We start from the raw sequence: 25,406 nt of genomic DNA, 5'->3' as shown, positions 1-25,406 counted from the left end.
GTGGTTTCAAACGGCTTGGTAACGACGAAGAAACGGAGGCTGCTCAGTCAAAATCAGCTGTTGGTGCTGGCCGGCGATTTCGGCCGTGCACACACCCGGCGGCAGCGACTGGCCTTAGTCGCTGCGCCCATCGAAACGCAGCGCATAGGGCCCCAAGGCCCCCGGCAGCGCCAACCGCCGCACCACGGCTCCGCGCGTCAGCTACTGGTTGTTGAGATCTGGCAGCACGGCGGCCTTGGGCGTTCCGCCACAACTCCACCACACCCTCGCGCAAGTGACGCTGCCTACCAACATTCTGCCCGACGTGAACTGCGCTAATAACACCTGGCGGCCACAAAAACTGGCCGAGTAGGGCCCCGAAATTATAAAAAAGCCAGGCGGGCCACCCAAGGGAATCTCCCTGGGCGGCCCGCCTTTTTGGGGCCCCGGGCCCTAATGCGACACCGTTTTGGAAAAGAGCTGCATCACCAGCACGCCGGCCACGATGAGGCCAATGCCCGCCAGGGCTGGCCAGTCGAGCCGTTGCTTGAAGTAGAAAAAACCGATGAGCGTGACCAGCACAATGCCCACGCCGCCCCAAATGGCGTAGGCCACGCCCAACGGAATGGCCCGCAGCGAGAAGCTGAAAAAATAGAACGCCAGCCCGTAGCCCACCACCGTGATGACGCTGGGCCCCAGCTTGGTAAACTGGTTGGAAGCCGTGAGGGCCGTCGTGCCCATCACTTCGCTGATGATGGCCAAAAAGAGGAATAAGTAGGGCATAAAGTAGGGGAGAAGTAGCTTGGACTTTGTAGTCCGAGCGTGAGCGCAGCGAGCAGTGCGTTTGCGCAAGCAGTAGGTTCCTGGAAAGTGCGGGCCAAAAAAGCGCAACCCCGGATGCTCGCTGCGCTCGCGCTCGGACTACAAAGTCCAAGCTACTGCTGGCCTAGTCGCGGGTGCGCAGCACGCGCCAGCCGTGGGCCGGCACGGTGCGCGCCTTGGGCTGGGCCAGCGTCAGGGCTTCGCCGCTGAACACGTCGAACAGGCCTTTTTGGGGCGACACGGGCATCTTTTGGCCGGGCAGCACCAGCGGCTCGGCGGTGGCGTTGACGAGCACAATCACCGCCGCGCCCGCCTTTTCGCGGATGAAGCCGTAGAGGCCGTCCGGCCCGTTCAGGCGGTGGAAATGGCTATCCGGGTCGCCGTTGCGCAAGGCCGGGTGGCGCTTTTTGAGCTGAAAGAGCTTGGTGTAAAAGTCCTGGAGAGGGAAATCCTGCCAGTCAATCGGGTTGCGGTCGAAGAAGGCCAGCCGTTTATTCAGCCCGGCTTCCTGGCCCGAGTACAGCAGCGGCAGGCCCGGCAGCAGCGCCGCGAGCACGGCGAAGGGCTGCGCCAGGGGCCCCAGGCGCTCGTACTCGGTGCCGTCCCAGCTGTTCACGTCGTGGTTGCTGGTGAAGTGCATGAGGTACACCGTGGGCGGGTATTTTTCCCGCTCGGCGGCCAGGTAGGTGTCGATGTCAGCCAGCGCGGCCTGGCCCTCGGCAATGCGGTCGAGCAGGTAGTGCAGGCGCAGGCCGAAGCTGGCGTCGAAGGCCTTTTCGAGCAAGTGCGTATCGCCGTTGAACTCCTCCCAGCTGAGGCCCCCGGACGGGTACAGCTCGTCCCACTCGGCCAGCAGAAACACGGACTTGATGGCCTCCAGCGCCGGCCGCGCCGCGTCCCAGAAATTGGTGGGCACCAGGCCGGCCACGTCGCAGCGGTAGCCGTCGAGGCCGGCGTCGCGCACCCAATAGCACAGGGCCTCCACCATGTAGGCGCGCAGGTGCGGGTTGGCGTAGTCGAGGGCCACCACGTCGGTCCAGTCGGCCACGGGCGGTACCAGGGCCCCCTGGGCGTCGTGCTGGTACCAGTCGGGATGCGCCTCAATCAGTGGATTGTCGCGGCTGGTGTGGTTGGCTACCCAGTCTAGGAGCACCTTCATGCCCAAGGCGTGGGCTACTTCCACGAGGTGCTGCAAGTCCTCCAGGGCCCCAAATTCCGGGTTCACCCCGAAGTAGTCCTGCACCGCGTAGGGGGAGCCCAACGTGCCCTTGCGCCCCACCGCCCCAATGGGGTGAATCGGCATCAGCCACACGATGACGACGCCCATTTTCTGGAGCCGCGGCAAGTGCGCTTCGAAGGCCCGAAAAGTGCCTTCGGGCGTGTAGTTGCGCACATTTACTTCGTAAATGGTGGCGTTGGCGGCCCACTCGGGGTGGCGCACGGTGAACAGGGAAGCGTCGGGATGGTCGGGCATAATAAGGGAGCGTGAGCGGGGCAAGTTCGCACAGCGAAGACGTTCCGTCGTGCGGGCGCGCAGTGCCCAGGCTACGCCCCGGCAGCGGCCGTGGTTGCCCCGCGGGGCCCCGGCGCCGCTACGCCAGGGCCGGGTTGGGCGCCTCGTACCAGGCGCAAAGCGTGCCGTTTTCCACGAATGTGTTGCCGAACTGGAGTCCGATTTTCTCCAGAATGCGGCGCGAGCCCGCGTTGTCCACGTCGGCGTAGGCGCACACGCGGGGCAGGGCCAGGGCCCCAAACCCTTGGGCCAGCCAGGCGCGGGCCGCCTCGTAGCCGTAGCCCTGGCCCCAGTAGCGCGGGAGCAAGCGGTAGCCGATGTCGTAAAAGTCGTGCTGGCCGTTGACGGGCCCCGCCACCCGCTTCAGGCCGGCCCAGCCCATAAACTCGCCGGTGGCCGCCAGCTGCACCGCCCAGCGCCCCAGGCCGCTGGCCGCGTACTGGGCCTGAATGGCGCAAATGGCCGCCAGGCTATCGGCCACGCGGGCCGGGCGCGGGCCCCCAATGCCGCCCAGGTAGCGGTGCACAGCCGGGTCGGTGTCCAGCGCAAACAGGCCGGCCGCGTCTGGGGGCCCCAGGGGGCGGTAGCGCAGGCGCGCCGATTCGAAGGGTTCTAGCACGGGGCAAAGCAACGGGGCAGGTGGCGCAAAAGCAACCGCCGGCCCCGGCCGTTACCTTTGCGGCCATGGCGAACCGTGCTGCTCTTGAGAGGCCGTCCTACGCGGCGGTATTTGTTGATTTTGAGAACGTGTACTACTTTCTCAAAAACCACTTCCACGACCCCCCCGACCTCAACGACTACGTGCTGGCGCTGGTGCGCAAGCTGCGCGACGACCTAGCCGCCCGCGGCCTCGACTGCCTGGTGCTCAACGCCTACGCCGACTTCGAGCGCCTGGCCACCGCCCCCCAGGGCGGCCTGTACCTGATGGGCGTGAATACGCGCAACGTGCTGGGCACCCACCACAAAAACGCCGCCGACATGCAGCTCTGCATCGACGCCATGGAGGTGCTCTACACCCGGCCCGACATCGGCACGTTCGTGCTCGTGGCCGGCGACCGCGACTACATCCCGCTGCTGCAACACCTGCGGCGGCAGGCCCGGCAGGTGCTGGTGGCCGGCTTCCGCGAGGCCACCTCCGGCGACCTGATCCAGAACCTGGGGCCCCAGCACTTCCTCGACGCCCGCGAGCTGTTACCGCCCGCCACCCTGGCCCTGCTCGAAGCCCGCCGCAGTGGCCGGCCCGCGCCCAAAGCGGTGGCCCCCGCGCCCGCTGTCCCCGCCGCTGGTGCGCCCGCCGCGCCCGACGCCGAGGCCGCGCCGGCCTTCGACCCCGTGCGCTCCCTCACGGGCCCCGACGAGCTGGGCTGCCTGGCCTTCATGGTGGCCGAGCTGCAGCGCCTGAGCCAGCACCGCCCCGTGAATGAGCTGTGGCTCACGCCTTTCCTGCGCCGGCTGACGGACGAGTTTCCGGCTTTGCCCGAGTACGAGCGGCGCGACCTGCTCAACGCCCTGCGCACGGCCGGGGCCCTGCGCATCGAGAAGCGCGAGGGCGAGCAGCACCCGTTTTCGGTCATCGTGCTCAACCCCGAGCACCCCGACGTGCGGGCCCTGGCGGCCCCCGCCGCATAGCGGCGGGCCGGCCGGCGGTTGTATTTTTGCCCCGCACCCCTCTTTTAATTGTCAGTTATTCTTAGTTGTCCGTTATTCGTTGTCCGTTGTCAGCCGTTGGCTTTTTTTGAACAATCTGACAACAGACAACAGACAACGAATAACGGACAACGGACAACGAATAACCGACAACTAGCCACTAACAACGAACAACTAAAAACCAACAACTAAAAGATGAACCTCATTTCCGAAGCCGAAGCCGGCATCCGCTCCTTGTTCGACGCCACCCAGAAGGGTTTTGTAGGCGATGCCAGCGCTGGCCAGAACCAAATCAGCAACTGGCTGCAATACCTGCGCAGCGGCGACCAGAAGGTGCTGGGCCCCATCGTGCACGAGCTCGAAACCCTCAACACTCACATTGGCAATAACAACGCCGCTGGCATGGCCGCCGCCTTCCAGCGCATGGGCGAGCTGACGTCGCAGTCGGCCCTGGGCACCCACAACTTCCAGGGCAACGGCGACAAAATCCGCGAGCTGAGCCAGAAGCTCATCACCGCCGCCGGCAACCTGCGCCTGGTAGCCAAAACCCAGCCCGCCCAGCGCTAGTCGGCTCGGGTTACTTGTTACGGGGCCCCCGGGCCCGGCTGGCCCTAGGGCCGGCTGGGCCCGGGGGCTTTTTGCTAGCTGAACCCCCGGAAAGAAAATGGGCCGCCGCATAACCAGTTTTCTTCGGAAAGGTTTGTTATCAAATCATTTCTTTTGCAATGCCAAAATATTGTACGTGAAATAGTTAACAACTGGTGAAGCGCTGGGTTGGTACCGCACAATCTCATCCTTCACCCTTTCCCCAATTACCATGGATAATTCCCAATCGCAAAGCGGCACCGCCCAGCTCGATGCCACCCTCAACGCCCTGCAAGGCGGCCTTGCCAATGCTGCTGGTGCCGCCGGCCCCAACATCGCTGGCTGGATCAAAACCCTGCAAGGCAACACCCAGCTTTCGGGCATCAGCTCGGAGCTGCAGAAACTGCACGACGCCCTCAGCAGCGGCGCTTCCGACACCAGCGCTCTGTCCAGCAGCCTGAGCACCCTCGGCGAGCACACCAGCAAAGCCGCCGCTTCGGCTACGCCCGATGCCCAAGCCAAGCTCCAGCAGCTGGGCCAGGCCCTGAGCGCCGCCGGCTCGCAGCTGAAAGGCTAGTCTGCGTTACCGGTTAATGAAAAGGCTGCCGACCCCACGCGGGTCGGCAGCCTTTTTTTGTGGGCCCGCGGCCGGGCTGTAGCGCGGACTCGCAGCGTCAACGCTACTGTTAATAGCCCAGGGCTTTGTCGTCGCCGCGCGGGTCGGCGCCGCCGGAGAGCTGGCCGTTGGGCAGCACCTCGATGGCCTCGATGCGGCCCCAGGGGCCCCGGGGGTGCACCGTGTAGCCGCGGGCGCGGAGCGAATCCTGGGCGGCGGGGGTGAGGGCCCCGGCTTCGGCGTCGATGTAGTCGGGCAGCCATTGGTGGTGCAGGCGCGGGGCGGCCACGGCCTGCTGCGGGTCGAGGCCGTAGTCCACGATGCCGAGGATGGTGGTGAGCACGCCGGTGATGATGGTGCTGCCGCCGGGCGTGCCCACCACCAGGGCCAGCTTACCGCCGCGGGCCAGGATGGTGGGCGTCATGCTGCTGAGCATGCGCTTGCCGGGGGCCACGGCGTTGGCGGTGCCGCCCACCAGGCCGTACACGTTGGGCACGCCGGCCTTGGCCGAGAAGTCATCCATCTCGTTGTTCAGCAAAAAGCCCGCGCCCGGTACGACCACTTTGCTGCCGTAGGCCCCGTTGAGGGTGGTGGTGCAGCTCACGGCGTTGCCGGCCGCGTCCACAATGTTATAATGCGTGGTTTCGTTGCTTTCGTAGCCGGGCAGGCCGGAGCCGGCGGTTACCTCGGCGCTGGGCGTGGCCCGGCCGTCGGGGCGGATGGTGCTGGCCCGCTGCTTGTTATAATCCTTGGCCAATAGCTGCGCCACTGGCACGCGGCCAAAGTCGGGGTCGCCGAGGTAGGTGGCGCGGTCGGCGTACACCCGGCGCTCAACCTCCGTGAGCAGGTGCGTGGCGGCGGGCGTGTGGTAGCCCAGGGCCTTGAGGTTCACGGGTTCCAGCATCTGGAAGGCTTGCAGCAGGGCCACGCCGCCGCTGCTGGGCGGCGGCATCGTGATGACGTCGTAGCCGCGGTACTGGCCCAGCAGCGGCGCGCGCCACTTGGGCTGGTAGCCGTCGAGGTCTTTTTGGGTGATGAGGCCCCCGCGGCGGCGCATCTCTTCCAGTAAGTACCGCGCCGTTTCGCCCTGGTAAAAGCCGCCGCGCTGCTGGTCCTGGATGCGGATGAGCGTGGAGGCCAGCTCGGGCAAGCGCACGGTGTCGCCCGGGTGCCAGGTGCCGCCGGGGCGCACGTAGGCCGACGGGTTGCCGGGGTTGTACTTAATAAAATCGTCGTGGGCCCGGTTGAGGCCCCCGGCCTCGCGCTCGGTGAGGGCGTAACCGCGGGCCAGTCGGATGGCGGGGGCTACCAGGGCAGCCCAGGGCAATTTGCCCAGCTTGTCGTGCAGGGCCACCATGCCGGCCACGGTGCCGGGCGTGCCCACGGCCAGGGGCCCCGCGGTGCTCAGGTTGGGCACCACGTTGCCGGCCTTGTCGAGGTACATGTCGCGCGTGGCCCCGGCGGGCGCCGTTTCGCGGAAGTCAAGGGTGCCGGCCGTGCCGTCGGGGGCCCGGTACACCAGGAAGCCGCCGCCGCCGATGTTGCCCGCCACGGGCAGCACCACGGCCAGCGCAAACTGCACGGCCACGGCCGCGTCGTAGGCATTGCCCCCCTTTTGCAAAATAGCCAGCCCCACCTTCGAGGCTTCGGGGTGGGCCGAAATGACCATGGCGTGGGCCGCCAGCAGCGGCGCCCCCGCCCCGGTGGGCACCGTCGAGAGGCCCGAGCCTTCCAGCGCCGCCCCCGGGGCCCCGGCCTTGGGCGCGCGCGGCTGCCCGCTGGTGCAGGCCGCCAGCACGGCCAGGGGTAAAACGATTACACGAATTTTCATAACTGCGAAGTAACGTGGATTTGCGAGGAGGGACTAAAAAGAAAGAGGCTGTTCAAATAGGCCGTCATGCTGAGCGCAGCCGAAGCATCTCTCCCGCTGACTATTCAATAATTACTGCCGCAGTAGAGATGCTTCGGCTGCGCTCAGCATGACAGCCTAGCTCACCCCCATTTGTAATTTTTCGTTTTCACTTTCTCTGGCTCGGGGCCCCACCCGCGCATTCGCAGCCCCGCCGCTACCTTTCGCATAACAATTTACCAAACTCCGCCACTCCGCCCATGGAACCCACCGCCCCGCTCGCTGCTCCCATTCCCCAGCTGCCGCTCGTGCAGCAGGATTCCTGGCTCGCCCCCTTCGAGCCCGTGCTGCGCCAGCGCCAGGCCCGCTTGGCCGCCCGCCTGGCCGAAATTGAGCAGTACCACGGCTCGCTCGACGCCTACGCCACGGCCCACCAGCAGCTGGGCCTGCACTACGACGGCCGCCGCCGCGGCTTCCGCTACCGCGAGTGGGCCCCGGGGGCCGAGGCGCTGTACCTGGTGGGCGACTTCAACGGCTGGGACCGCCAGGCCAACCCGCTGCAACGGCTCGACTACGGGGTCTGGGAAATTTTCCTGCCCGACAAGGACTACAAGAACCGGCTGGTGCACAACAGCAAGTATAAAGTGCACGTCGTCAGCGCCAACGGGGCCCAGGACCGCCTGCCCGCCACCGCCCGCCGCGTGGTACAGGACGACTACACCAAGGACTACGCCGCCCAGGTGTGGCGCCCCGCCACGGCCTTCGCCTGGACGGACCAGAAGTTCCGGGTGGCGGGGGCCGTCAAGGAGCCGTTCATCTACGAGGCCCACGTGGGCATGGCCACCGAGGAGAGCCGCGTGGGCCTCTACCGCGAGTTTGCCGACAACATTTTGCCGCGCATCGAGGCCGATGGCTACAACTGCGTGCAGCTGATGGCCGTGATGGAGCACCCGTACTACGGCTCGTTCGGCTACCACGTGGCCAACTTTTTTGCGCCCAGCTCGCGCTTCGGCACGCCCGAGGAGCTGAAGTACTTGGTCAACGAAGCCCACCGCCGCGGCATCGCCGTGCTGCTCGACGTGGTGCACTCGCACGCCGTGAAAAACCAGGCCGAGGGCCTGGCCGACTTCGACGGCTCGGGCAACCTGTACTTCCACAAGGGCGAGCGGGGCAACCACCCGGGCTGGGATTCGAAGCTGTTCGACTACGGCCGGCCCGAGGTGCAGCAGTTCTTGCTCAGCAACTTGCGCTACTGGCTGGAGGAGTTTCACTTCGACGGCTTCCGGTTTGATGGCGTGACGAGCATGCTCTACCACCACCACGGCGAGGGCGTGGCCTTTGTGGGCTACGACCAATATTTTGGGCCCGGGGCCGACGAGGACGCCATCCTGTACCTGCAGCTGGCCACCACGCTGGTGCACGAGTTCAAGAAGGGGGCCCTGCTGGTGGCCGAGGACATGAGCGGCCTGCCCGGCCTGTGCCGCCCGATTGCGGAGGGCGGCATTGGCTTCGACTACCGCCTGGCCATGGGCATCCCCGATTTCTGGATCAAGCTGCTCAAGCACACCCCCGACGAGGGCTGGAACCTGGGCGACCTCTGGCACGTGCTCACCAACCGCCGCCAGGGCGAGAAAACGGTGGCCTACGCCGAAAGCCACGACCAGGCCCTGGTGGGCGACAAAACCCTGGCCCAGTGGCTGTTCGACGACGGTATTTATTACCACATGCAGGTGGCCGACCCCGACCCGAACGCGGCCCGGGCCCTGGCGCTGCACAAAATCATCCGCCTTGTAACGCTAACGGCCGGCGGCGAGGCCTACCTCGACTTCATCGGCAACGAGTTTGGGCACCCCGAATGGGTCGATTTCCCCCGCGAGGGCAACGGCTGGAGCTACCAGCACGCCCGCCGCCAGTGGAGCCTGGCCGACAACCCCGACCTGAAATTCCACTTCCTCGGCGCTTTCGACAAGGCCCTGATTCACCTGGCCAAGGCGCGGCACGTGCTGGCCGCCGGCCCCGCCCAGCTGCTGCACCACGACGAAGAAAACAAGGTGCTGGCCTTCGCCCGGGGCCCCCTGGTGGTCGTCGTCAACCTGCACGTCACCGAAAGCCAGCCCGACTACCGCTTCTGGGTGCCCAAGGAAGGCCGCTACCGCGTGGCGCTCTCCTCCGACAGCAGCCAGTTCGGCGGCTTCGACCGACCCGACGAGCACTACATCTACGAAACCTACGAGCAGCACCTGCGCCTGTACCTGCCCACCCGCGTGGCCCTGGTGCTGGCCCTGGCGTAGGGCTTAGAAACTTTATACGACGAATTTATTTATATCATCGTTTGATTGCTCACGAAAACGGACTTAGCGGCCAGCGATGCGGCCGGCCTAGAAAGTTTTCTGAGAAGGCTTTGTTAAGCGCCCAAGCCGCCAAAACGTTCTGTTTGCAACAGGCTATAAGGCAGTAGCTGGGTCCAATTACCGCTGCTTTGCTTATTCGGGGCAACACCAGCGGTAATGCGGGGCAACCCCCGCCGCTCGGTGCAGAACCAAACCGTTCACCGAAGATATGCCTTCGGTGCAGCGCGAGTTTCCAGGTGCAACTTAATTGCGTTACTAAAATTAATTAGGCCATTTTCCGTTTTACCTTTGCCTAACCGGTGCAACCCCCGGCCATTGCCCCGCGTTTATGGGGCCTTGCACCCCGCTACCGTGTTGCGACTAGCTTTCCGCCCTTACCTAGCCTTGTTCCTGCTGCTCTGCTTCGCGCGGGTGCTGCTGCCGGAGGCGTGGGTGTTGGCCCTGCACGCGCACCAGCACACCACCGACGAGCCGGCCCAGCGGGCCAGTTGTGGCGCGGCCAAGGGCAAGGCGCTGCTGAGCGGCCGGCACCAGCACTGCCACGAGGCGTCGCTCTACGACGCGGCGTTCCAGCCGGCCGCGCCGGTGGTGGTGCCGGTGCCGGCGCGCGCGGCCGTGGTGGGACGGCTCACGCCGTTTGCGGCGTCGGTGTGGGCCGAGGCCGTGGCGGCGCAGCGCTGTTTGCGGGGCCCCCCGGTGGGCTAAATCATCCGTCTGGTATGATTTAGGGCCGCTTTGGGGCCCGGTGCCGCCGTGCGCGGGCCGGGCGCGGCCGGGCCGGCTGCCCGTGGGCAGCGCAACCGTTTATTTTCTTGGTACTACTTCTCACCCGGGGCGGCCGCGCCGCCCTGCTGGGGCTCGCGGCCGCGGCCCTGCTGGGCGCGCCGCGCCGCGCCGGGGCCCAAAGCGCCCCGGCGGCCGGCCCCGGCTGCGCCCTGACGCTGGCCGGCCGCGTGGCCGACCAGCGCACCGGCGAGGCCCTGCCCGGGGCCGTGCTGCGCCTCGACGAAACCGGTGCCGCCGAAGCCGCCGACCCCGACGGTCACTACCACTTCCAGGGCCTGTGCGCGGGGGTGTACCACGTGCACGCTTCGTTCGTGGGCTACGCCGACGCGGCGTTTGCCGTGACACTGAACGGCTCGGTGACGAAAGATATCGGCCTGAAAACCGGGGCCCAGCAGCTCCGGGAAGTGCGCGTTATCGGCGAAAAAGAAACCCGGCCGCTCGTGAGCCAAAGCCAGGAAACGCTGAGCGGCAAGGCCCTGGCCGAAACCCGGGGCCTGAGCCTGGGCGAGTCGCTGAAGGGCATCACCGGGGTGTACAGCATCCAGACGGGCCCCACCATTTCCAAGCCGGTCATCCACGGCTTGTACGGCAATCGGGTGCTGATCCTCAACAACGGGGTGCGCCAGGAAGGGCAGCAGTGGGCCAGCGACCACGCCCCGGAAATCGACCCTTTTACCGCCACCCGGCTCAGCGTCGTCAAGGGCGCGGCCGGCATCCGCTACGGGGCCGACGCCATCGGCGGCGTGGTGCTGGTGGAGCCCGCCGCCCTGCCCGACACGGCCGGGGTGGGCGGCGAAGTGAACCTGGTGGGCATGAGCAACAGCCGCCTCGGCGCGGCCTCGGGCTTCGTGCAGGGGGCCGTGCCGGCCGATACCGCGGGCAGGGGGGGCAACCGGGGCCTGGGGCTGCTGCACGGCCTGAGCTACCGGGTGCAGGGCACGCTGCGGCGGGCCGGCAACGCCCGCACGGCCAATTACTACATCCAGAACACCGGCTTGCGGGAGCAGAACTACTCGCTGGCCCTGGCCTACCGCCGGGGGCCGGTGCACACGGAGCTGTTTTTCAGCCGCTTCGACACCAAGCTGGGGATTTTTACGGGTTCGGAGACGGGCTCCATCACCGACGTGCAGGCCGCCATTGCCCGCGACCGGCCCCTGACCGACGACCGGTTCACCTACGCCCTCGGCCGGCCCTACCAGGCCGTGGTGCACCAGCTGCTCAAGGCCAAGGCGACCGTGGACCTGGGCCCCGCCGGGCAGCGCGGCCGGGTGGAGGCCGTGTTTGCCCGCCAGACCGACGCCCGCTCGGAGTACGGCGACCAGCTGCCCTACAACCCCGCGCTGGGCGACGTGCCCGACCTGTTCCTGAGCCTGACCACCCACACCCTGGATTTGGCCTACGTCACGCCCACGAATCGGGGGCCGTGGTCGGCCACGGTGGGCGCGGCGGGCAGCACGCAGGCCAACGTGCGGCAGTACGAGTTCCTGATTCCCAACTTCCGCAACTACGGGGCCGGGGCGTACGCGCTGGGCCAGCACCGCGGCGAGCGGCTGACGCTGGAAGCCGGCCTGCGCTACGACTACCGCTGGCTGCGGGCGTTTTTTCTGAATAACAGCACGGTGACGGTGGAAACGCCGACGACCGTCTACCAGGCCGTGACCGGCACGGCGGGCGGCGTGCTGGACCTGGGCCACGGCCTGACGCTGAGCGCCAACCTGGGCACGGCCTGGCGCCCACCCACCGTGAACGAGCTGTACGCGGCCGGCGTGCACCAGAGCGCGGCCTCCTACGAGCAGGGCGACCCGGCCCTGACCCGCGAGCAGGCCTACAACGGGACGGCCAGCCTGCACTACGCCGGGGCGCGGGTCGAGGCGGAGGTGGGCGGCTACGTGAATTACATCCAAAACTACATCTACCTGCAACCGGCGCTGCGGTATATCCGCACCGTGCGGGGGGCCTACCCGGTGTTCAACTACGTGCAGGCGAACGTGATTTTCCGGGGCGTGGACGCGCACGTGACGTACCGGCCCGTGCCGGCCCTGACGGCCACGGCCGGGCTGTCGCTGCTGTGGGCCTACAACCGAACGGCCGGCGACTACCTCATCTACGCCCCGCCGCAGCGGCTGCAAACCAGCCTGCGCTACGCGCTGGGGGCCCCGGCGGCGGCCGATGGGCCCTACCTGGAAGTCAACAACCTGCTGGTGGCCCGCCAGACCCGCGCCCCGCTCGACGGCGACTACGCCCCGCCGCCCGCCGGCTACGCGCTGTGGGGCGCGGCGGCCGGCACCACCCTGCACCTGGGCCGCCAGCCCCTGGACGTGAGCGTGTCGGCCAGCAACCTCTTCAACGCCGAGTACCGCGACTACCTCAACCGCTTCCGCTACTACACCGCCGACCTGGGGCGCAACGTGCAGCTGCGCCTGCGCCTGCCCTTCGGCTTCCGGTAGCGGCGGGGTTTCGCTTGCAAGCAATTCATTTTTCACCCTTTTCCTCTTTTACCCGCTCCATGAAAAACCTGATGAATCCCCTGTTCAAGCCCGCCGCCCGCCTGCTGGGCACCGGCCTGCTGCTGGCCGCCCTGGCCGGGTGCAGCAAAAAAGAAGAAGTGGTGTCCCCGACCATCGCCAACGAGGCCCTCACCACCACCATCCTGACGCTGACCAACACGGCCAACCCCGCCGACGTGGTGACGGCCCAGTGGGAGCAGCTGCTCGACAACAAGGGCCAGCCGCTGCCCGTGGACGTGAGCAAGGCCAACCTGGCGCTGAAAGCCAACGCCACCTACACCGGCCAGCTCGGCGTGCTGGACAAGAGCCAGTCGCCCACCTTCGACGTGGGCAAGGAAATCGCGGAATCGCGCACCACGTACCACCACTTCTTCTACCAACCACTGCCCACGACGGGGGCCTACGTCATCCCGGCCCCGACCGGCGCGGATACTTACCCGGCCCCCATCCCGACGCCGCTGCCCGCTACCGCCCCGCTTAACCTGACGGTGACCACCACCGACGTGGACACCAACACCCCACCGTTGCCGCTGGGGCTGCAAACCAAGTTTGTGACCGGTGCGGCCGGCACCGGCTACCTGCGCGTGGTGCTGCGCCACCAGCCCAACACCAAGGACGGCACGTTCGCGCCCGGCTCGACCGACCTCGACGTGGGCTTTAACGTGAGCATTCAGTAGCCCCCGACTCTCACCTTTTTTCCGTTCACAACATGAAATTCTCCGCTTTTCTACTGGGCACCGCGCTGGCTTTGCCGCTGGCCGCCGCCCAAACCAGCCCCAACAAAAGCTACGTGGGCCTGAACGCCGGGGCCTCGTTCGCCCTCGGCGACTTTGGCAAGGCCGACTACTTCAACAACCAAGCGGGCTTCGCCAAAACGGGCCTGCACGTGGCCCTCGACGGGGCCCATTTCTTCGGCGGCGGCATCGTGGGCCTGGCGGGCCAGGTCGCCTTCACCGACAACGGCCGCCTGACGGCCAAGGACCTGACCGACCAGTTTGGGCCGGGCTTCACCGACGGCTTCGGGGTAGCGGAGAGCACCTTGCGCAGCGACAAGCGCTACCGCCGCCTGACGGCGATGGTTGGACCCACGTTCATGTTCGGCGGCGACAAGCTCAAGCTCGAAGTGCGGGGCCTGGTGGGCCTGGTGCACAGCCTGGGCACGCCGACCGTCACGGTGCAGCTCGAAGACAACGACCAGACCTTGCTCACGCAGTACAGCTCGACGAGCACCGTCTTCGGCTACCAGGCCGGCCTGGGCCTGCACTACGCGCTGACCCCGGCCTTAGGGGTCGTGCTGCGCGGCGACTACCTCGGGGCCAGCGACCTGAGCATCGACAACGCCAACCGCACCAACAACGCCGGCCGCCTGCAAACCAAGCAGCCCGTAACGGCCCTCAACACGTCGCTGGGGCTGACGTTCGCCTTCGGCAAGTAGCCATTCTTACCGGGGCCGGGCGGGGCCCCACAGCAGGGGCGGCCGTGCCGGGGCGGCCGCCGCCAAGCTTCTCCGTTTGGTTTTGGAGAAATCGCGGGAAGGCCCCGGCCGCTGGCCGGGGTTTTCTTGCCCGCCGGGCCCGGCCGCCGGTCGTGGCCCGGGGAGCTGTCTTTTTCGTCGCCCCCTTTTTTCACTTTTTATTCTTGCCCGTATGAAATCAGTGTTTCACCACCTCCCGGCCGCTGCGTTGGCCCTGGCCCTGGGCGCCGCCGTGCTCAGCGGCTGCTCCCCGGCCAACAAGCCCGCGGACCAATCCGCCGCCCCGGCGGCCACGATGGCCGGTACCCCCGGCATTACCCACGACCAGCTCGCGGCCGACCACAAGCAGATGGAAGCCGACCACCGCAGCATGGAAGCGGCCGACTCGGTGATGGAAGCCGACCACACCGCCGCCAAAGCCGCTGCCCGGGCCGCCGGCATCACGGCGCAGCCGGCCTACATGGCCCTCGAAAAGCGCCACGACGCGCTGCTGGCCCGCCACAAAGAAGTAGTAGCCAAGCACTCGGAAGTATTGAAGCGCCACGCCGAGTTGGAAAAAAGCCACGCCGCCGGCACCGTTTCCGACGCCCAGATGCAGGCCGACCATGCCGGCATGAAAACCGAAGACCAGCAGATGCAGCAAGAGCACCAGCAGCTGGTCGCCGACCACAAGAAAATCGAGGAAGAGCACGCCGCGCTGCTGAAAAAAGGGTAGGCTCCCCCCCGGCAGCCAACCGGCTGAAAGAGCGGCCTCCCGCAGGGGGCCGCCCTTTCCTTGCGCCGGGGCCCCGGACTGGCCGGCCCGGCGGCGCAAGGAAAGGGCAATGGGCCGGGCCAGCCAAACCAAGGGGGGTTGTATTCACCCACGGGCCAGTAAACTGCCCGAAGGACGAATTACGGAAATAATTATATTTGCAACAAAGTTGCTTTTATTAATTATAAAGTAGTGCTGTAGCCCTAGTGTTTCTACGTCTAAACGTTGCTTCGCCGCCGTTGCGGCCCGCTACTTCCCATGCCCACCGCCGCCCGCATCGACCAGCTGCTGACCCAACATGCGCTGCGCCCAACGCCCGTGCGCCGGGCCGTGCTCGGCGTGATGGCCGACACGCCGTTTGCCTTGTCGGTCGGCGAAATCGAGCGGCAGTTGGCCGCCGGCACCGACCGGGTGACGCTCTACCGCACCCTCAAATCGTTCGAGGAACAGGGCCTGCTGCACCGGGTGATGGACGGTACCGACACCATCCGCTACGCGGCCTGCTCGATTGAGTGCAGCGCCGGGGCCCACTTCGACAACCACGTGCACTTCCGGTGCACGGTGTGCCAGCGCATTTACTGCCTCTACCAGGTGGCGGTGCCGGCCGTGGTGCTGCCGAGGAGTTTTGAAGCCCACACCCGCGAGTACCTGCTGGGCGGCGTCTGCGGGACGTGCCAAAGCGGAGACTAAGAGGTGAAATTATCTATATGCAACATTATTGCATATAGATAATGAGTGGTTATATTTGCCTTCCACCCGAAGGGCGTACTCGCGCCCAGCTTTCGGAACCGACAAACGGGTAGCGGCCCGGGTAGCTGCCCGGATGGAAAGCGCCGAAACTGAGCCCAGACCCGATTGGACGGCAATGCCTTGCGGCAGCCCTTACCCGTGCGTGCATGAAACCTTTCCTACTCGTAACGCTGCTGCTGGGGCTGAGCGCCGGCCCGACGCGGGCCCAAGCCCCTGCCCCCCGCCTCAGCGGCCGGGTGCTCGAAGCCAGCGGCCAGCCGCTGCCGGGGGCCACGGTGCGCCTGCTGCACCTGCCCGACTCGGCGGTGGCGGCCGCCACCCAAACCGACCCGGCAGGGCGCTACGGCTTCGGGGAGGTGACCGCCGGGCGCTACCTGGTGCAGGCCACGGCCGTGGGCCAGGCGGGGGCCCGCTCGGCGGCCTTTGCCCTGCCCCCGGCTGGTAATCAGGCGCTGACCCTGCCCGACTTGCGCCTGCGCCCCGAAGCTGCCCGGCTCAAGGAAGTGACCGTGCTCGGCGAGCAGCGGGCCGTGGAAGCCACGGCGGGCAAGCTCGTCTACAACCTCGACCAGCGGGTGTCGGCGGCCGGCACCTCGGCCTACGAGGTGCTCCAGCGCACGCCCGGCGTGAGCATTACCCAGGACGACAACCTCGTGCTCAAGGGCAGCCCGAGCGTGAACGTGCTGGTTGACGGCAAGCTGACCTACCTCTCGGGGGCCCAGCTGGCGGCGCTGCTCAAGGGCATGCCGGCCGAGAACCTGGTGCGGGTGGAAGTGCTGACCGCGCCCGGCGCGCAGTACGACGCGGCCGGCAGCGCGGGGCTGCTCAACCTCGTCACCAAGAAGAGCAGCCGCCCGGGCTACGCCCTCAACCTGAGCGCCGGGGCCGGCACCGGCCGCTACCCGCAGACCACGGAAACCGCCGTGGGTAACGTTAAAACCAAGCGGCTCAACGTGTTTGGCAACTACGGCTACCACTATAAGAAGTCGTACCTGGACCGCACCAGCTACCGCGTACTGGGCGACGCTCCGAGCCGCACCACCTACGACCGGGCCTCGTTTGACCCGTCGGAGGACCGCGGGCACAGCTACCGCGCCGGGGTGGACCTCGCCCTGGGGCCCCGCCAAACCCAGACCCTGGGGGCCGTATACAGCGGCTACGCCAACGAGTGGACCCGCACCGGCAGCGGCCCCACCGTGGTGCGCGACGAAGGCACCGGCCGGGCCTACACCGTGCAAAACCAGAACCTCACCCGCGAGCCGGGCCGCAACAACGCCTTCAACCTCAACTACAAAGCTGCCCTCGACACGGCGGGCCGGGTGCTGACCGCCGACGCCGACTACGCGCACTACCGCTTCAACTCGCAGGGGTTTATTGGCAACCAGCGGCTGGCCGGGGGCGGGCTGCCCGAGGCCCCCTACCAAGAGCTGGCTTTTGGGCAGCCCAGCATCACCACCATCCGCTCGGCGAAGGCCGACGTGGGGTGGCCCGTGGCCGGCACCCGGCTCAGCGGCGGGGCCAAGTTCGCGGCGGTGCGGGCCGACAACGACTTCCGCTACGACTCGCTGGTGCGCGGCGGCTACGTGTACGCGCCGGCCCTGAGCAACCACTTCGTGTACGACGAACAGGTGTTCGCGGCCTACGCCACGGCCGGCCGCAAGCTGGGCCGCACGACCTTCGACGCCGGGCTGCGGCTTGAAAACACGCATTCGGAGGGCAACCTGCTGAACCGCGACCAAGTGAACCGCCGCGCCTATACCAACCTGTTTCCGACGCTTACGGCCAGCCGGGCCTTCGGCTTGCGCCACCAGGTGAGCTTGTCGCTGAGCCGGCGCATCAACCGCCCGCAGTACAACGACCTGAACCCGGCCCGCTACTTTTTCGACAAGTTTTCCTACGCCGAAGGCAACCCCTTTTTGCAGCCCGAAACGGCCTGGAAGGGCTCCGTGGCCTACACCTACCAAAACGACTACGTGCTGACGCTCAACGCGGGCCGCACCCGCAACCCCATTGCCGGGGCAGGGCGGCAGAACGCGCAAACCGGCGAGCTGGTGCTGACCATCGAGAACTTCGTCTACCGCGACGATTTCGACGCCCAGTTCGTGGTGCCCCTGAAGCTGGCCCCGTGGTGGACGGTGCAAAACGTGGTGGACGCGCAGTACGTGCGCCTCGACTACAGCCGGGGGGCCAGCGCGTTCACCCCGCACCGGGCCACGCTGGACGTGTCGTCGACCCACACGCTGAAGCTGCCGGGCGATGTGCGGCTGGAAGTAGCGGCCTACTACACCTCGCCCTCGCTGGCCGGCATCAACATTTTCCGCACCTACGGCACCGTGGACGCCGGCCTGAAGAAGACGTTCGCCCGCCAGCAGCTCGACGTGCGCCTGGCCGGCTCCGACCTCTTCCGCACCATCCATTACTGGGGCTACTCCCTCTACGAGGCCGTCAACACCAGCTACAACCACCGCGGCGACACCCGCCGCGTGAACCTGAACCTGACCTACCACCTGGGCGGCGAGCTGGCCGCCGGCCGCGAGCGCCGGGTGGAGGAGGCCGACCGCGTGAAATAAACCGCATGAAAACGCTCCTTCTGGCTTTGCTGCCGGGCCTGCTGCCCGGGCCCGCGCCCGCCGGGCCGCCGCAAGTTCTGCCGCCGCGCCTGGCCGGGCAGTGGCGGCAGCACGCGGTGGCGTTTATGGCCCGGCGCGTGCTCACGGCCGAGGAGCAAGAGCACCTCAACGACTCGGCGGTGGCCGTGCTCAACGCCCAGCTGCGGCAGGGGCGGGCGGCCATTGTCCTCACCCTGCGGCCGGGCGGCGGCTACCGCTACGCCCGCGCGGGGCCGGCCGGGGCCCTGGCCGAAGAGGCCGGCACCTGCCGCTTTAGCCGCGACACGCTTTACCTGCGCCCCGCCGCCGGCCCGCCGGCGCTGCTGCCCCCCGCCCTACGCGTGGTGCGCCGGGGCCGCCGCGTGCTGGTGCTGGAATTCCCCTTCGGCGACCCCGTCAATAAGATATCCGAGCAGCTGCTTTTTCGCCGTGAATGACCCGGTTGCCCGGCGTTTTCCATCCTTTTCTTCCTGCTATGCTCACCAACCTGCCTTCCCCGGCGGCCCCGCGCCGCCTGCCCGTCACGGTGCTCACCGGCTTCCCGGGCGCGGGCAAAACCACCCTGCTCCACCACTTGCTGCGGCACCGCGCCGGGCTGCGCGCCGCCGTCATCGGCGGCGACCCGCCGGGGGCCCCGGGCGCGGGCCGGGCGGTTTTTTCGCGCACCGAGGAAAAGGTCCTCCGGCTGGCCACCGCGGCGGGCAGCTACGAGCTGCGCGCCGACCTGCTGCGCGAAGCCGGCCGGCTGGCCCGCGAAAACTGCTACGACTACCTGCTGGTGGAAAACCCCGGCCTGGCCGCCGTGGGGCCCGTGGCCCGGACGTTTGCGCTGGGCCACGCCGCCTACGGCCTCGACCTGCCCCAGCGCACCCGCCTCGACACGCTGGTGACGGTGGTGGACGCGGGCCGCTTTGCCCACGACTTCGGGGCCCCCCTGGACCCGCCCGCCAACCCGGCCGACCCCGACGCCCGGCCCCCGGCCTACCGCGCCGACGTGCTGGCCGAGCAAATAGAAAACGCCAACGTGTTGGTGCTCAACAAAACCGACCGGGCCGGCGCTGACGAGCTGGCCCGGCTGCGGGCGCTGCTGCGCCACCTCAACCCCGGGGCCCGCGTGGTGGAGGCCGCCTTTGGGCGGGTGCGCCCCGCCGACCTGCTCGACACCGGCTTGTTTCGCGGCCCGGCCCCCGACCCCTACCCCGACCGCTGCGCCGCCGCGCCGCCGCCGGCCGCCGGCATCGGGGCCGTGCGCTTCCGCGACGAGCGGCCGTTCCACCCGGAGCGGCTCTGGGCGCTGGTGCGCCGGGGGTGGCCGGCCGCGGTGCTGCGCTCGCAGGGCCTGTTCTGGCTGGCCTCGCGCCCCGCCGATGCCCTGAGCTGGGGCCAGGCCGGCGGCTCGCTGCGCACCAAACGGGCCCCTCGCGCCGCACCAAAACCGTGGGCACTTGGTGGGCCGCCGTGCCCGACCGCCACCAGGACCCTGCCTACCAGCGCGACGCGGCCAACCTGCAGGCCCGCTGGCACCCGCAGTTCCAGGACCGGGTGAACACGCTGCACTTCATCGGCCAGGACCTGGACGCCGCCCGGTGGCTGGCCGACCTCGACAGCTGCCTGTGCACGCCCCTGGAAATCGGCCGCTGGCGGCGGGGCAGCACCTTCCCCGACCCGTGGCCGCGCGACGAAACCGCTTAAATTTTTCGACGGCCGGGCCCGCTGCTTCGCCGGCTTAACTTTTCCCATTCCTCCTTTTTATGACTCCCAATCCCAATTCCCGCGCCTTGCGCAAACTGCCCGTTACCGTGCTCAGCGGCTTCCTCGGGGCCGGCAAAACCGCCCTGCTCAACCACGTGCTCCACAACCGCGAGGGGCTGAAAGTGGCCGTCATCGTGAACGACATGAGCGAGGTGAACGTGGACGCCAACCTGGTGGCCCGCGAGGGCGGCCTCTCGCGCACCGAAGAGAAACTGGTGGAGATGAGCAACGGCTGCATCTGTTGCACCCTGCGCGAAGACCTGATGCTGGAGGTGGAAAAGCTGGCCCTCGAAAACCGCTTCGACTACCTGCTCATCGAGAGCACCGGCATCTCGGAGCCGCTGCCCGTGGCCCAAACCTTCTCCTTTGTGAGCGAAGACGGGGCCATCGACCTGAGCCGCTTCTCGCGGCTGGATACCATGGTGACGGTGGTGGACGCCTTCAACTTTGCCAAGGATTTCGGCTCGCTGGACCGCCTGCCCGACCGCCAGCTCAACGAGGCCGACCCGCAGGACCAGCGCACCATTGTGAACCTGCTCACCGAGCAAGTGGAGTTCGCCAACGTGCTTGTCCTCAATAAGACAGATTTGGTCGAGCCGCGCTTCGTGGGCGAGCTGAAGGCCATTCTCGGCCAGCTCAACCCGGGGGCCCGCATCGTTGAAGCCACCTTTGGCCGGGTCGGGCTGGAGCACGTGCTCAACACCGGGCTGTTCAATTTTGAAGAAGCCGAGCAGGGCCGGGGCTGGCAGGAGGAGCTGAAAAAAGCTTATCACACCCCCGAAACCGAGGAATACGGCATCGGCAGCTTCGTCTTCCGCGACCCCCGGCCCTTCCACCCCCGGCGGTTCTGGGACTACATTGCCGACGGCTGGCCGGGCGAAGTCATCCGTAGCAAGGGCCTGTTCTGGCTGGCCTCGCGCCCCGCCGATGCCCTGAACTGGGGCCAGGCCGGCGGCTCGCTGCGCACCGAAAGCGCCGGGTCGTGGTGGGCGGCCATCGAGCGGCCCGAGCGGCACCCGGCCTTTCTGGAAAACCGCGCCGCCATCCTGGCCCGCTGGGACGCCCGGTTTCAGGACCGCCAGAACGAGCTGGTGTTCATCGGCCAGGACGTGCCCGAAGCGCGGGTGCGCCAGGAGCTGGCCGCCTGCCTCTGCACCGAGGCCGAAATCGGCCACTGGCAGCGCGGCGGCGCGTTCGAAGACCCCTGGCCCCAGTTTTAATCCGATGAAAATGCCACGATTGCGAGCCGCCGCCGACTACGGCGGCGTGCTGAACGCCGGGCTCTGCGGGGTGCACTGTGCCGCCGGCCCGGCGCTGCTGGCCTGGTGGGGCACCCGCAACCCCGGGGCCGCGGCCGAGCGCTGGGAATGGGGCTTCCTGGGGCTGAGCGGGGCGCTGGTGGCGCTGGCCACCCGGCGGTACTCCTCAACCGGGCTGCGCGTGGCCTTGTGGGGGTTGTTCGCCGCGTTTGCGGCGGCGGCCCTGCTGGCCGAGCGGTGGCCCTGGCTGGCGTACGCGCAGTACGCGGCCTCGGCGGGCCTGGTGGGTGACCACCTGCTGAACCACCGCCACTGCCGCCGCTACGTGGTCGCCGTATCCCCGTTGCGAGTCGACGAAATTAAATGAAACCCTCGTGGCTGTTGCAGAACGCGGCTCACCCACCTGAAAAGCTGCCGAAGGGGGTGATAGACAGGGCTTACGCATCAAATCTCAGCAACAGCTACTCGGTTATTTTCGCGGGCACAGGCTAGGAGCTGGGCCAGATAAGTATCGTTCCAGCCCGCGTTCCGTCGCCGGGTCCGCAGACTGCCGGGCTGGTGCTTACCCTGTTTTAAGAGGTTGAATGCCAGCTTGCGCAGCACGGCAAAATTGCGGGTGGCGACCCGGTCGCGACTACGGGCCTCGTCCTCGCGGAAGACCACATCCAGCACCCAGTGCAGGCTGTTTTCAATCGCCCAATGGCGCCGGATAGCCTGGATGAGCACGGCGGGCGCATCCAGGCAACTGGTCAGGTAGTAGCGCCACTCGGCACGGGTGCCCGGCTGGTGCGGCACCGACCGGATGGTTTCGACCACAATAATCGCGCGCAGGCCCGGCCAGGCGCGCAACCCAGCTAGTTGCTCGCCCACTGGCAATACCCAGGCCCGGCGCCTTACCCAGCGGCCGTGGCGGCGGTCAAAGGCATCGAAGTCGGCGGGATAGTCCCGCCAGCGCTCGACACAGCAGGCGTGGCCGTAGGCCTTGACGGCGCGGTGGTAGCGGCCCTGGTTGCCTTTCAGGGCCAGGATGTAATCCGCCTGCTGGGCCAGCAGTTGCCGGGCGATGGCCTGCTGGCAGCCGAGCGCATCGAGCGTGACAATCGTGTTGGCCAGGTGCAGGCTACTGAGTAACACCGGGATAGCCGCCAGTTCCTGCCCCTTACCCGTCACGGCTACCTGCCCCAGGCTCAGGCCCTGCGCGGTGGCAAAGGCGCTGACGACGTGCACCGGGCCCTGGGCGCGCCCGCGGTCGAATGAGCGCCGGATGGTCTTGCCATCGACGGCGACGACCTCGCGCGGCAAGGGCGGGGCGACGGTAGCCATCCAGTGGCGAAAACACTGCTCCACCTGCTGCGGGTCGAGCAGCGAAAACACCCGCCGAAACGTATCGTGAGAGGGTATGCCGCCCGGCAAGTCGAGAAACGTCGCCAGCCACGCCTGCTTCAGCTGACCGTAATGCGCGATATCCACCCACGTTTCAGCCCCGGCCATCACCGCGCAGACGGCGATGACCAACAGGTCGAGCAAGCGATGACGGGTGCGACCGGGACAACGCGGGTCTGGAAGCGTGGCAAAAGAAGCCAGGAGTTGACTGAGCATGAGAATCTTAACAATGTCTAACGAGACAAAGGTCAGTCCTCACTACAGCGTCTTGTTTTTGATGCGTAAGCCCTGGGGTGATAGACGAACAAGAATGTCCGTAAAGCACGCTTTTCGGCCGGTTACGCGTTCGACGACCCAACGAACGGCGCTTGCCAAAGAGTTCTGCAACAGCCACCCTCGTTTTCCTGAACAAATGCTGATGATACTTATAGGCCTCACGAATGCGTTCTAATGTTCAGATAGAGTTCAATAAACTGGTTCACCTTTCAACGTTCACGAAACTCGCTTTGGAGATGAGTTTCGTGAACTCAATCAAGTTTGGTTTCGGCTACTAATTGGGCGAATCATTTTGCCCCAGATTAATTGGCGGTACGGAGGCTAAGTAGCTACTTCAGTAGCTCCAGTACCACGGCGGTTTTGGCCGGCAGCGCGAGGCTGGAGAGGCCTTGGATTGCCAGGTAGTTGAGCTGCTTTAATTTCGCTTAACCAGGTTGGGTTGAAAAACGGCCCCTACGCGCGCTTCTGGCCGTTGCGCAGGCGCTGGATGGTGGTGGCCAGGCGCTGGGTGCGGCCCTCGGTGGTTTTGGCGCCGTCGAGCCAGCGCACGTAGTCGCGCTGGTCGGGGCGGGGCAGGGTTTCGAAGAACGTGCGCGCGGCGGGCGCGGCGTCGAGGGCCCCGGCCAGGTCGGGCGGCAGGGTCACGACGTGCACTTCGGGGGCGTGGCGCAGGGCCACGCGCAGGGTGTCGCCCACGGTTTTGCCCAGGGCCCGGCGCACTTCGCGGGGCACCGGCAGGCCGTGGTGGCCGTCGCCGAGCGGGGCCAGGGTGGTGCGGTAGGGGAAGCCGTCGAGGGTGGTTTGCACGGGCAGCTTGCCCTTGGTGCCGTACATTTCCTGCACGGAAAACGGCACGGCCACAAAGAGGCCGCCGTCGGCGCTGTCGGCTTCGATTACGGCTTCAAATTTTTGTTCGGCCTGAAAGGATTCCATCAAAAGCAGGGGTAAAGGAGTAGAAATGGGGATAACGGGAAAACCTTGGGGATAACCGAACCGGGCGCCGATTGGTGGACGTGGGGCCCCGGCCGCGTGGCGAAGTACCGGTTTCCTCAGTGACGGCTCCCGTCAGGGCCGCGTGGCCCGGCCAATTTCGGCTAGCACGGCCCGTACGCCGTCGGCATCGTCGGCGGCTACGGTGCGCACCTGGCCGGGGGCCAGCAAGGGGTAGTGGTGGAGGGTGTGGGTCCGGAGCTCGTCGCTCGTCACCAGCACGGTGTGGGCGAAGCGGAGCGCCATGCGCTCCAGCTCCAGCAGCCAGCCGCGCTCGGCGGGCGCCGCCGATTCGGCCGCCAGCAGGCGCAGGTGCACCACCAAGGGCCGCCGGGTGCGGATGCGGATTTCCAGCGCCGCCAGCCAGGTGGGCCAGTCGGGCGCGTATATCACTCCGAAATCCTCGCCGCCGCCGTCAAGCACGTACGTGGCAAAGCGTGCGTACTGAATGACGCGGTAGTGCAGGCCGTCGGAGAGGTCGAAGGCGGATGGTACGGCTTGGGCCTCGGCCGCCGGGGCCCGGTGCAGCGCCGCCAGCCCTTGCGTGAGCGAGGCGCGGGCGGGGCCCGCCGGGGGCGCGGCCACGGGCGCCGTTTCCACGGCAAGGTCGTCATCGTCTTCGGCCAAGTCGGCCGCCTCGCCCGCGCTAATCTCCGATTCGGGCTGGTCAAATGGCGACGCCGGCGCCACGTCGGGCCCGGGCGTGGTGCCGGCCAGGGCGGGCAATTCCGGCGGGGCTGGGGCCCCCCCCGCGGGCACCGCCGGGGCCCCGGGTGCCAGTGTGCCCGCGGTAGCCGCAGCTGCTTCGGCCACCGCAGTGGCTGCTGCCGCCGAAATTTCTACAACCGGGGCTTCTGTCGTTTCGGCGCTGCCGAGGTAGGGGGCGGCGGGGGCCTGCCAATCGGCCGCAGCGCGCTGCGCCAGAGACTGGCGCAATTGCACGTTGGCAAGACCGACGGGGGCCCCAGCGGCGGGTGCGCTGGGCACGGGGTGGGCCGCCGCCGCTGCCCACCCCGTGCCCAATGTCTCGGGCGCAAGGTCACTCAGGCCCACCAAATGGGAGCCTGCGCCTAAGTCTATTACGGCGGGGCCGGCCTCGGCGGTGGCCTCGGTGGCCTCGGATTCGGGCAGCTGGGGCAGCACGGCCAGGGTGGGCTGCTCGGCGGCCAGGGCCCGCACGAGCGGCAGGGTGGGCAGGGCGGGCAGGGCCGCGGTGGCCGCCACGCGGTGAACGGCAGGGTCGGCGTCGTCCCAGGCCAGCACGAGCAAAACGGGGGGGGGAGGAGGCATGGCGGACGCGGGCGGGAAAGTGGGGCGGGTGGGCAAAGATGGGGCCCGACCGGGCCGCAGGCAAGCGCTGCGCGTTGGCCGAGCGAATTATCGGGTCCGCCGACTTTGGCGGGTTTTTTGCCGCCCGCGCCGGGGCCCCGCTTTATCTTGCAGTCATAAACGAGGTGCCGACCGACTTGGCCGGCATTTTTTTGAGCCCACGCGCCCTATCCGA

Annotated in this window: 23 protein-coding genes; 16 read left to right on the top strand and 7 right to left on the bottom strand. The window is 67.5% G+C overall.

All coding sequences use genetic code 11. The annotated features are described in order from the left end of the window. Positions 1-432: 432 nt before the first annotated feature. From AXW84_RS15385 to AXW84_RS15375, 3 genes are all read right to left on the bottom strand, one after another. A complete protein-coding gene (locus AXW84_RS15385; RefSeq protein ID WP_068235040.1) occupies positions 433-762 on the bottom strand; it encodes a DMT family transporter in 330 nt (109 codons plus the stop codon). 163 nt (positions 763-925) lie between these two features. Continuing rightward, entirely contained in the window at positions 926-2,275 is a 1,350-nt protein-coding gene (locus AXW84_RS15380; RefSeq protein ID WP_068235038.1) for an alpha-amylase family glycosyl hydrolase, read from the bottom strand. A 118-nt stretch (positions 2,276-2,393) separates the two neighbouring features. Then, the gene (locus AXW84_RS15375; protein WP_068235035.1) at positions 2,394-2,933 is read right to left on the bottom strand and encodes a GNAT family N-acetyltransferase; all 540 of its coding nucleotides are present in this window, start codon (positions 2,931-2,933) and stop codon (positions 2,394-2,396) included. Positions 2,934-2,998: 65 nt separating this feature from the next. Between AXW84_RS15375 and AXW84_RS15370 the strand changes: the two genes are divergently transcribed. From AXW84_RS15370 to AXW84_RS15360, 3 genes are all read left to right on the top strand, one after another. Beyond that, on the top strand, positions 2,999-3,943 hold the full coding sequence (locus AXW84_RS15370; RefSeq protein ID WP_082773926.1) for an NYN domain-containing protein: 945 nt from the start codon (positions 2,999-3,001) through the stop codon (positions 3,941-3,943). 213 nt (positions 3,944-4,156) lie between these two features. Beyond that, entirely contained in the window at positions 4,157-4,528 is a 372-nt protein-coding gene (locus tag AXW84_RS15365; RefSeq protein ID WP_068235032.1) for a hypothetical protein, read from the top strand. A 250-nt stretch (positions 4,529-4,778) separates the two neighbouring features. Then, the gene (locus AXW84_RS15360; RefSeq protein ID WP_068235030.1) at positions 4,779-5,123 is read left to right on the top strand and encodes a hypothetical protein; all 345 of its coding nucleotides are present in this window, start codon (positions 4,779-4,781) and stop codon (positions 5,121-5,123) included. 109 nt (positions 5,124-5,232) lie between these two features. Here AXW84_RS15360 and ggt read toward each other — a convergent pair whose 3' ends face one another. Continuing rightward, complete coding sequence (gene ggt, locus AXW84_RS15355; protein ID WP_082773925.1) at positions 5,233-6,993, bottom strand: gamma-glutamyltransferase; 1,761 nt, start codon at positions 6,991-6,993, stop codon at positions 5,233-5,235. A 278-nt stretch (positions 6,994-7,271) separates the two neighbouring features. Here ggt and AXW84_RS15350 point away from each other — a divergent pair, with 278 nt between their 5' ends. From AXW84_RS15350 to AXW84_RS15295, 13 genes are all read left to right on the top strand, one after another. Further along, positions 7,272-9,302: an alpha amylase C-terminal domain-containing protein gene (locus tag AXW84_RS15350; protein WP_068235028.1), complete on the top strand. Its 2,031-nt coding sequence runs from the start codon at positions 7,272-7,274 to the stop codon at positions 9,300-9,302. Between the two features lie 444 nt (positions 9,303-9,746). Then, a complete protein-coding gene (locus AXW84_RS15345) occupies positions 9,747-10,067 on the top strand; it encodes a hypothetical protein (RefSeq protein WP_068235025.1) in 321 nt (106 codons plus the stop codon). 107 nt (positions 10,068-10,174) lie between these two features. Further along, positions 10,175-12,595, top strand: coding sequence for a TonB-dependent receptor (locus AXW84_RS15340; RefSeq protein ID WP_068235023.1), 2,421 nt, complete (start codon positions 10,175-10,177; stop codon positions 12,593-12,595). Positions 12,596-12,654: 59 nt separating this feature from the next. Then, entirely contained in the window at positions 12,655-13,332 is a 678-nt protein-coding gene (locus AXW84_RS15335) for a hypothetical protein (protein WP_068235021.1), read from the top strand. Positions 13,333-13,364: 32 nt separating this feature from the next. Beyond that, positions 13,365-14,090: an outer membrane beta-barrel protein gene (locus AXW84_RS15330; RefSeq protein ID WP_068235019.1), complete on the top strand. Its 726-nt coding sequence runs from the start codon at positions 13,365-13,367 to the stop codon at positions 14,088-14,090. Positions 14,091-14,301: 211 nt separating this feature from the next. Further along, complete coding sequence (locus AXW84_RS15325; RefSeq protein ID WP_068235017.1) at positions 14,302-14,844, top strand: hypothetical protein; 543 nt, start codon at positions 14,302-14,304, stop codon at positions 14,842-14,844. A gap of 297 nt (positions 14,845-15,141) precedes the next feature. After that, entirely contained in the window at positions 15,142-15,573 is a 432-nt protein-coding gene (locus AXW84_RS15320; protein WP_068235014.1) for a Fur family transcriptional regulator, read from the top strand. A 206-nt stretch (positions 15,574-15,779) separates the two neighbouring features. Beyond that, positions 15,780-18,203, top strand: a complete 2,424-nt coding sequence (locus AXW84_RS15315) for an outer membrane beta-barrel protein (protein WP_068235012.1) — start codon at positions 15,780-15,782, stop codon at positions 18,201-18,203. A 5-nt stretch (positions 18,204-18,208) separates the two neighbouring features. Continuing rightward, the gene (locus tag AXW84_RS25075) at positions 18,209-18,679 is read left to right on the top strand and encodes a hypothetical protein (protein ID WP_157887061.1); all 471 of its coding nucleotides are present in this window, start codon (positions 18,209-18,211) and stop codon (positions 18,677-18,679) included. Positions 18,680-18,717: 38 nt separating this feature from the next. Next, positions 18,718-19,788: a GTP-binding protein gene (locus AXW84_RS15305; protein ID WP_068235007.1), complete on the top strand. Its 1,071-nt coding sequence runs from the start codon at positions 18,718-18,720 to the stop codon at positions 19,786-19,788. Continuing rightward, positions 19,701-19,934, top strand: a complete 234-nt coding sequence (locus AXW84_RS25560; RefSeq protein ID WP_204248483.1) for a GTP-binding protein — start codon at positions 19,701-19,703, stop codon at positions 19,932-19,934. The genes AXW84_RS15305 and AXW84_RS25560 overlap by 88 nt, the downstream gene beginning before the upstream one ends. A gap of 59 nt (positions 19,935-19,993) precedes the next feature. After that, positions 19,994-21,214, top strand: coding sequence for a GTP-binding protein (locus AXW84_RS15300; protein ID WP_068235004.1), 1,221 nt, complete (start codon positions 19,994-19,996; stop codon positions 21,212-21,214). Positions 21,215-21,224: 10 nt separating this feature from the next. After that, on the top strand, positions 21,225-21,620 hold the full coding sequence (locus AXW84_RS15295; protein WP_157887058.1) for a MerC family mercury resistance protein: 396 nt from the start codon (positions 21,225-21,227) through the stop codon (positions 21,618-21,620). Between the two features lie 77 nt (positions 21,621-21,697). Here AXW84_RS15295 and AXW84_RS15290 read toward each other — a convergent pair whose 3' ends face one another. The 3 genes from AXW84_RS15290 to AXW84_RS15280 form a co-directional block, all read right to left on the bottom strand. Then, a complete protein-coding gene (locus AXW84_RS15290) occupies positions 21,698-22,780 on the bottom strand; it encodes an ISAs1 family transposase (protein ID WP_236943140.1) in 1,083 nt (360 codons plus the stop codon). 585 nt (positions 22,781-23,365) lie between these two features. After that, on the bottom strand, positions 23,366-23,845 hold the full coding sequence (locus AXW84_RS15285; RefSeq protein ID WP_068234985.1) for a YdeI/OmpD-associated family protein: 480 nt from the start codon (positions 23,843-23,845) through the stop codon (positions 23,366-23,368). A 132-nt stretch (positions 23,846-23,977) separates the two neighbouring features. Continuing rightward, positions 23,978-25,192 (bottom strand): glycosyltransferase, encoded by a 1,215-nt coding sequence (locus AXW84_RS15280; protein WP_157887057.1) that lies wholly within the window; start codon positions 25,190-25,192, stop codon positions 23,978-23,980. Between the last annotated feature and the right edge of the window lie 214 nt (positions 25,193-25,406).

It is taken from the genome of Hymenobacter sp. PAMC 26628, assembly GCF_001562275.1.
GTDB lineage: Bacteria > Bacteroidota > Bacteroidia > Cytophagales > Hymenobacteraceae > Hymenobacter.
This window is presented reverse-complemented; position numbering and strand designations above follow the sequence as displayed.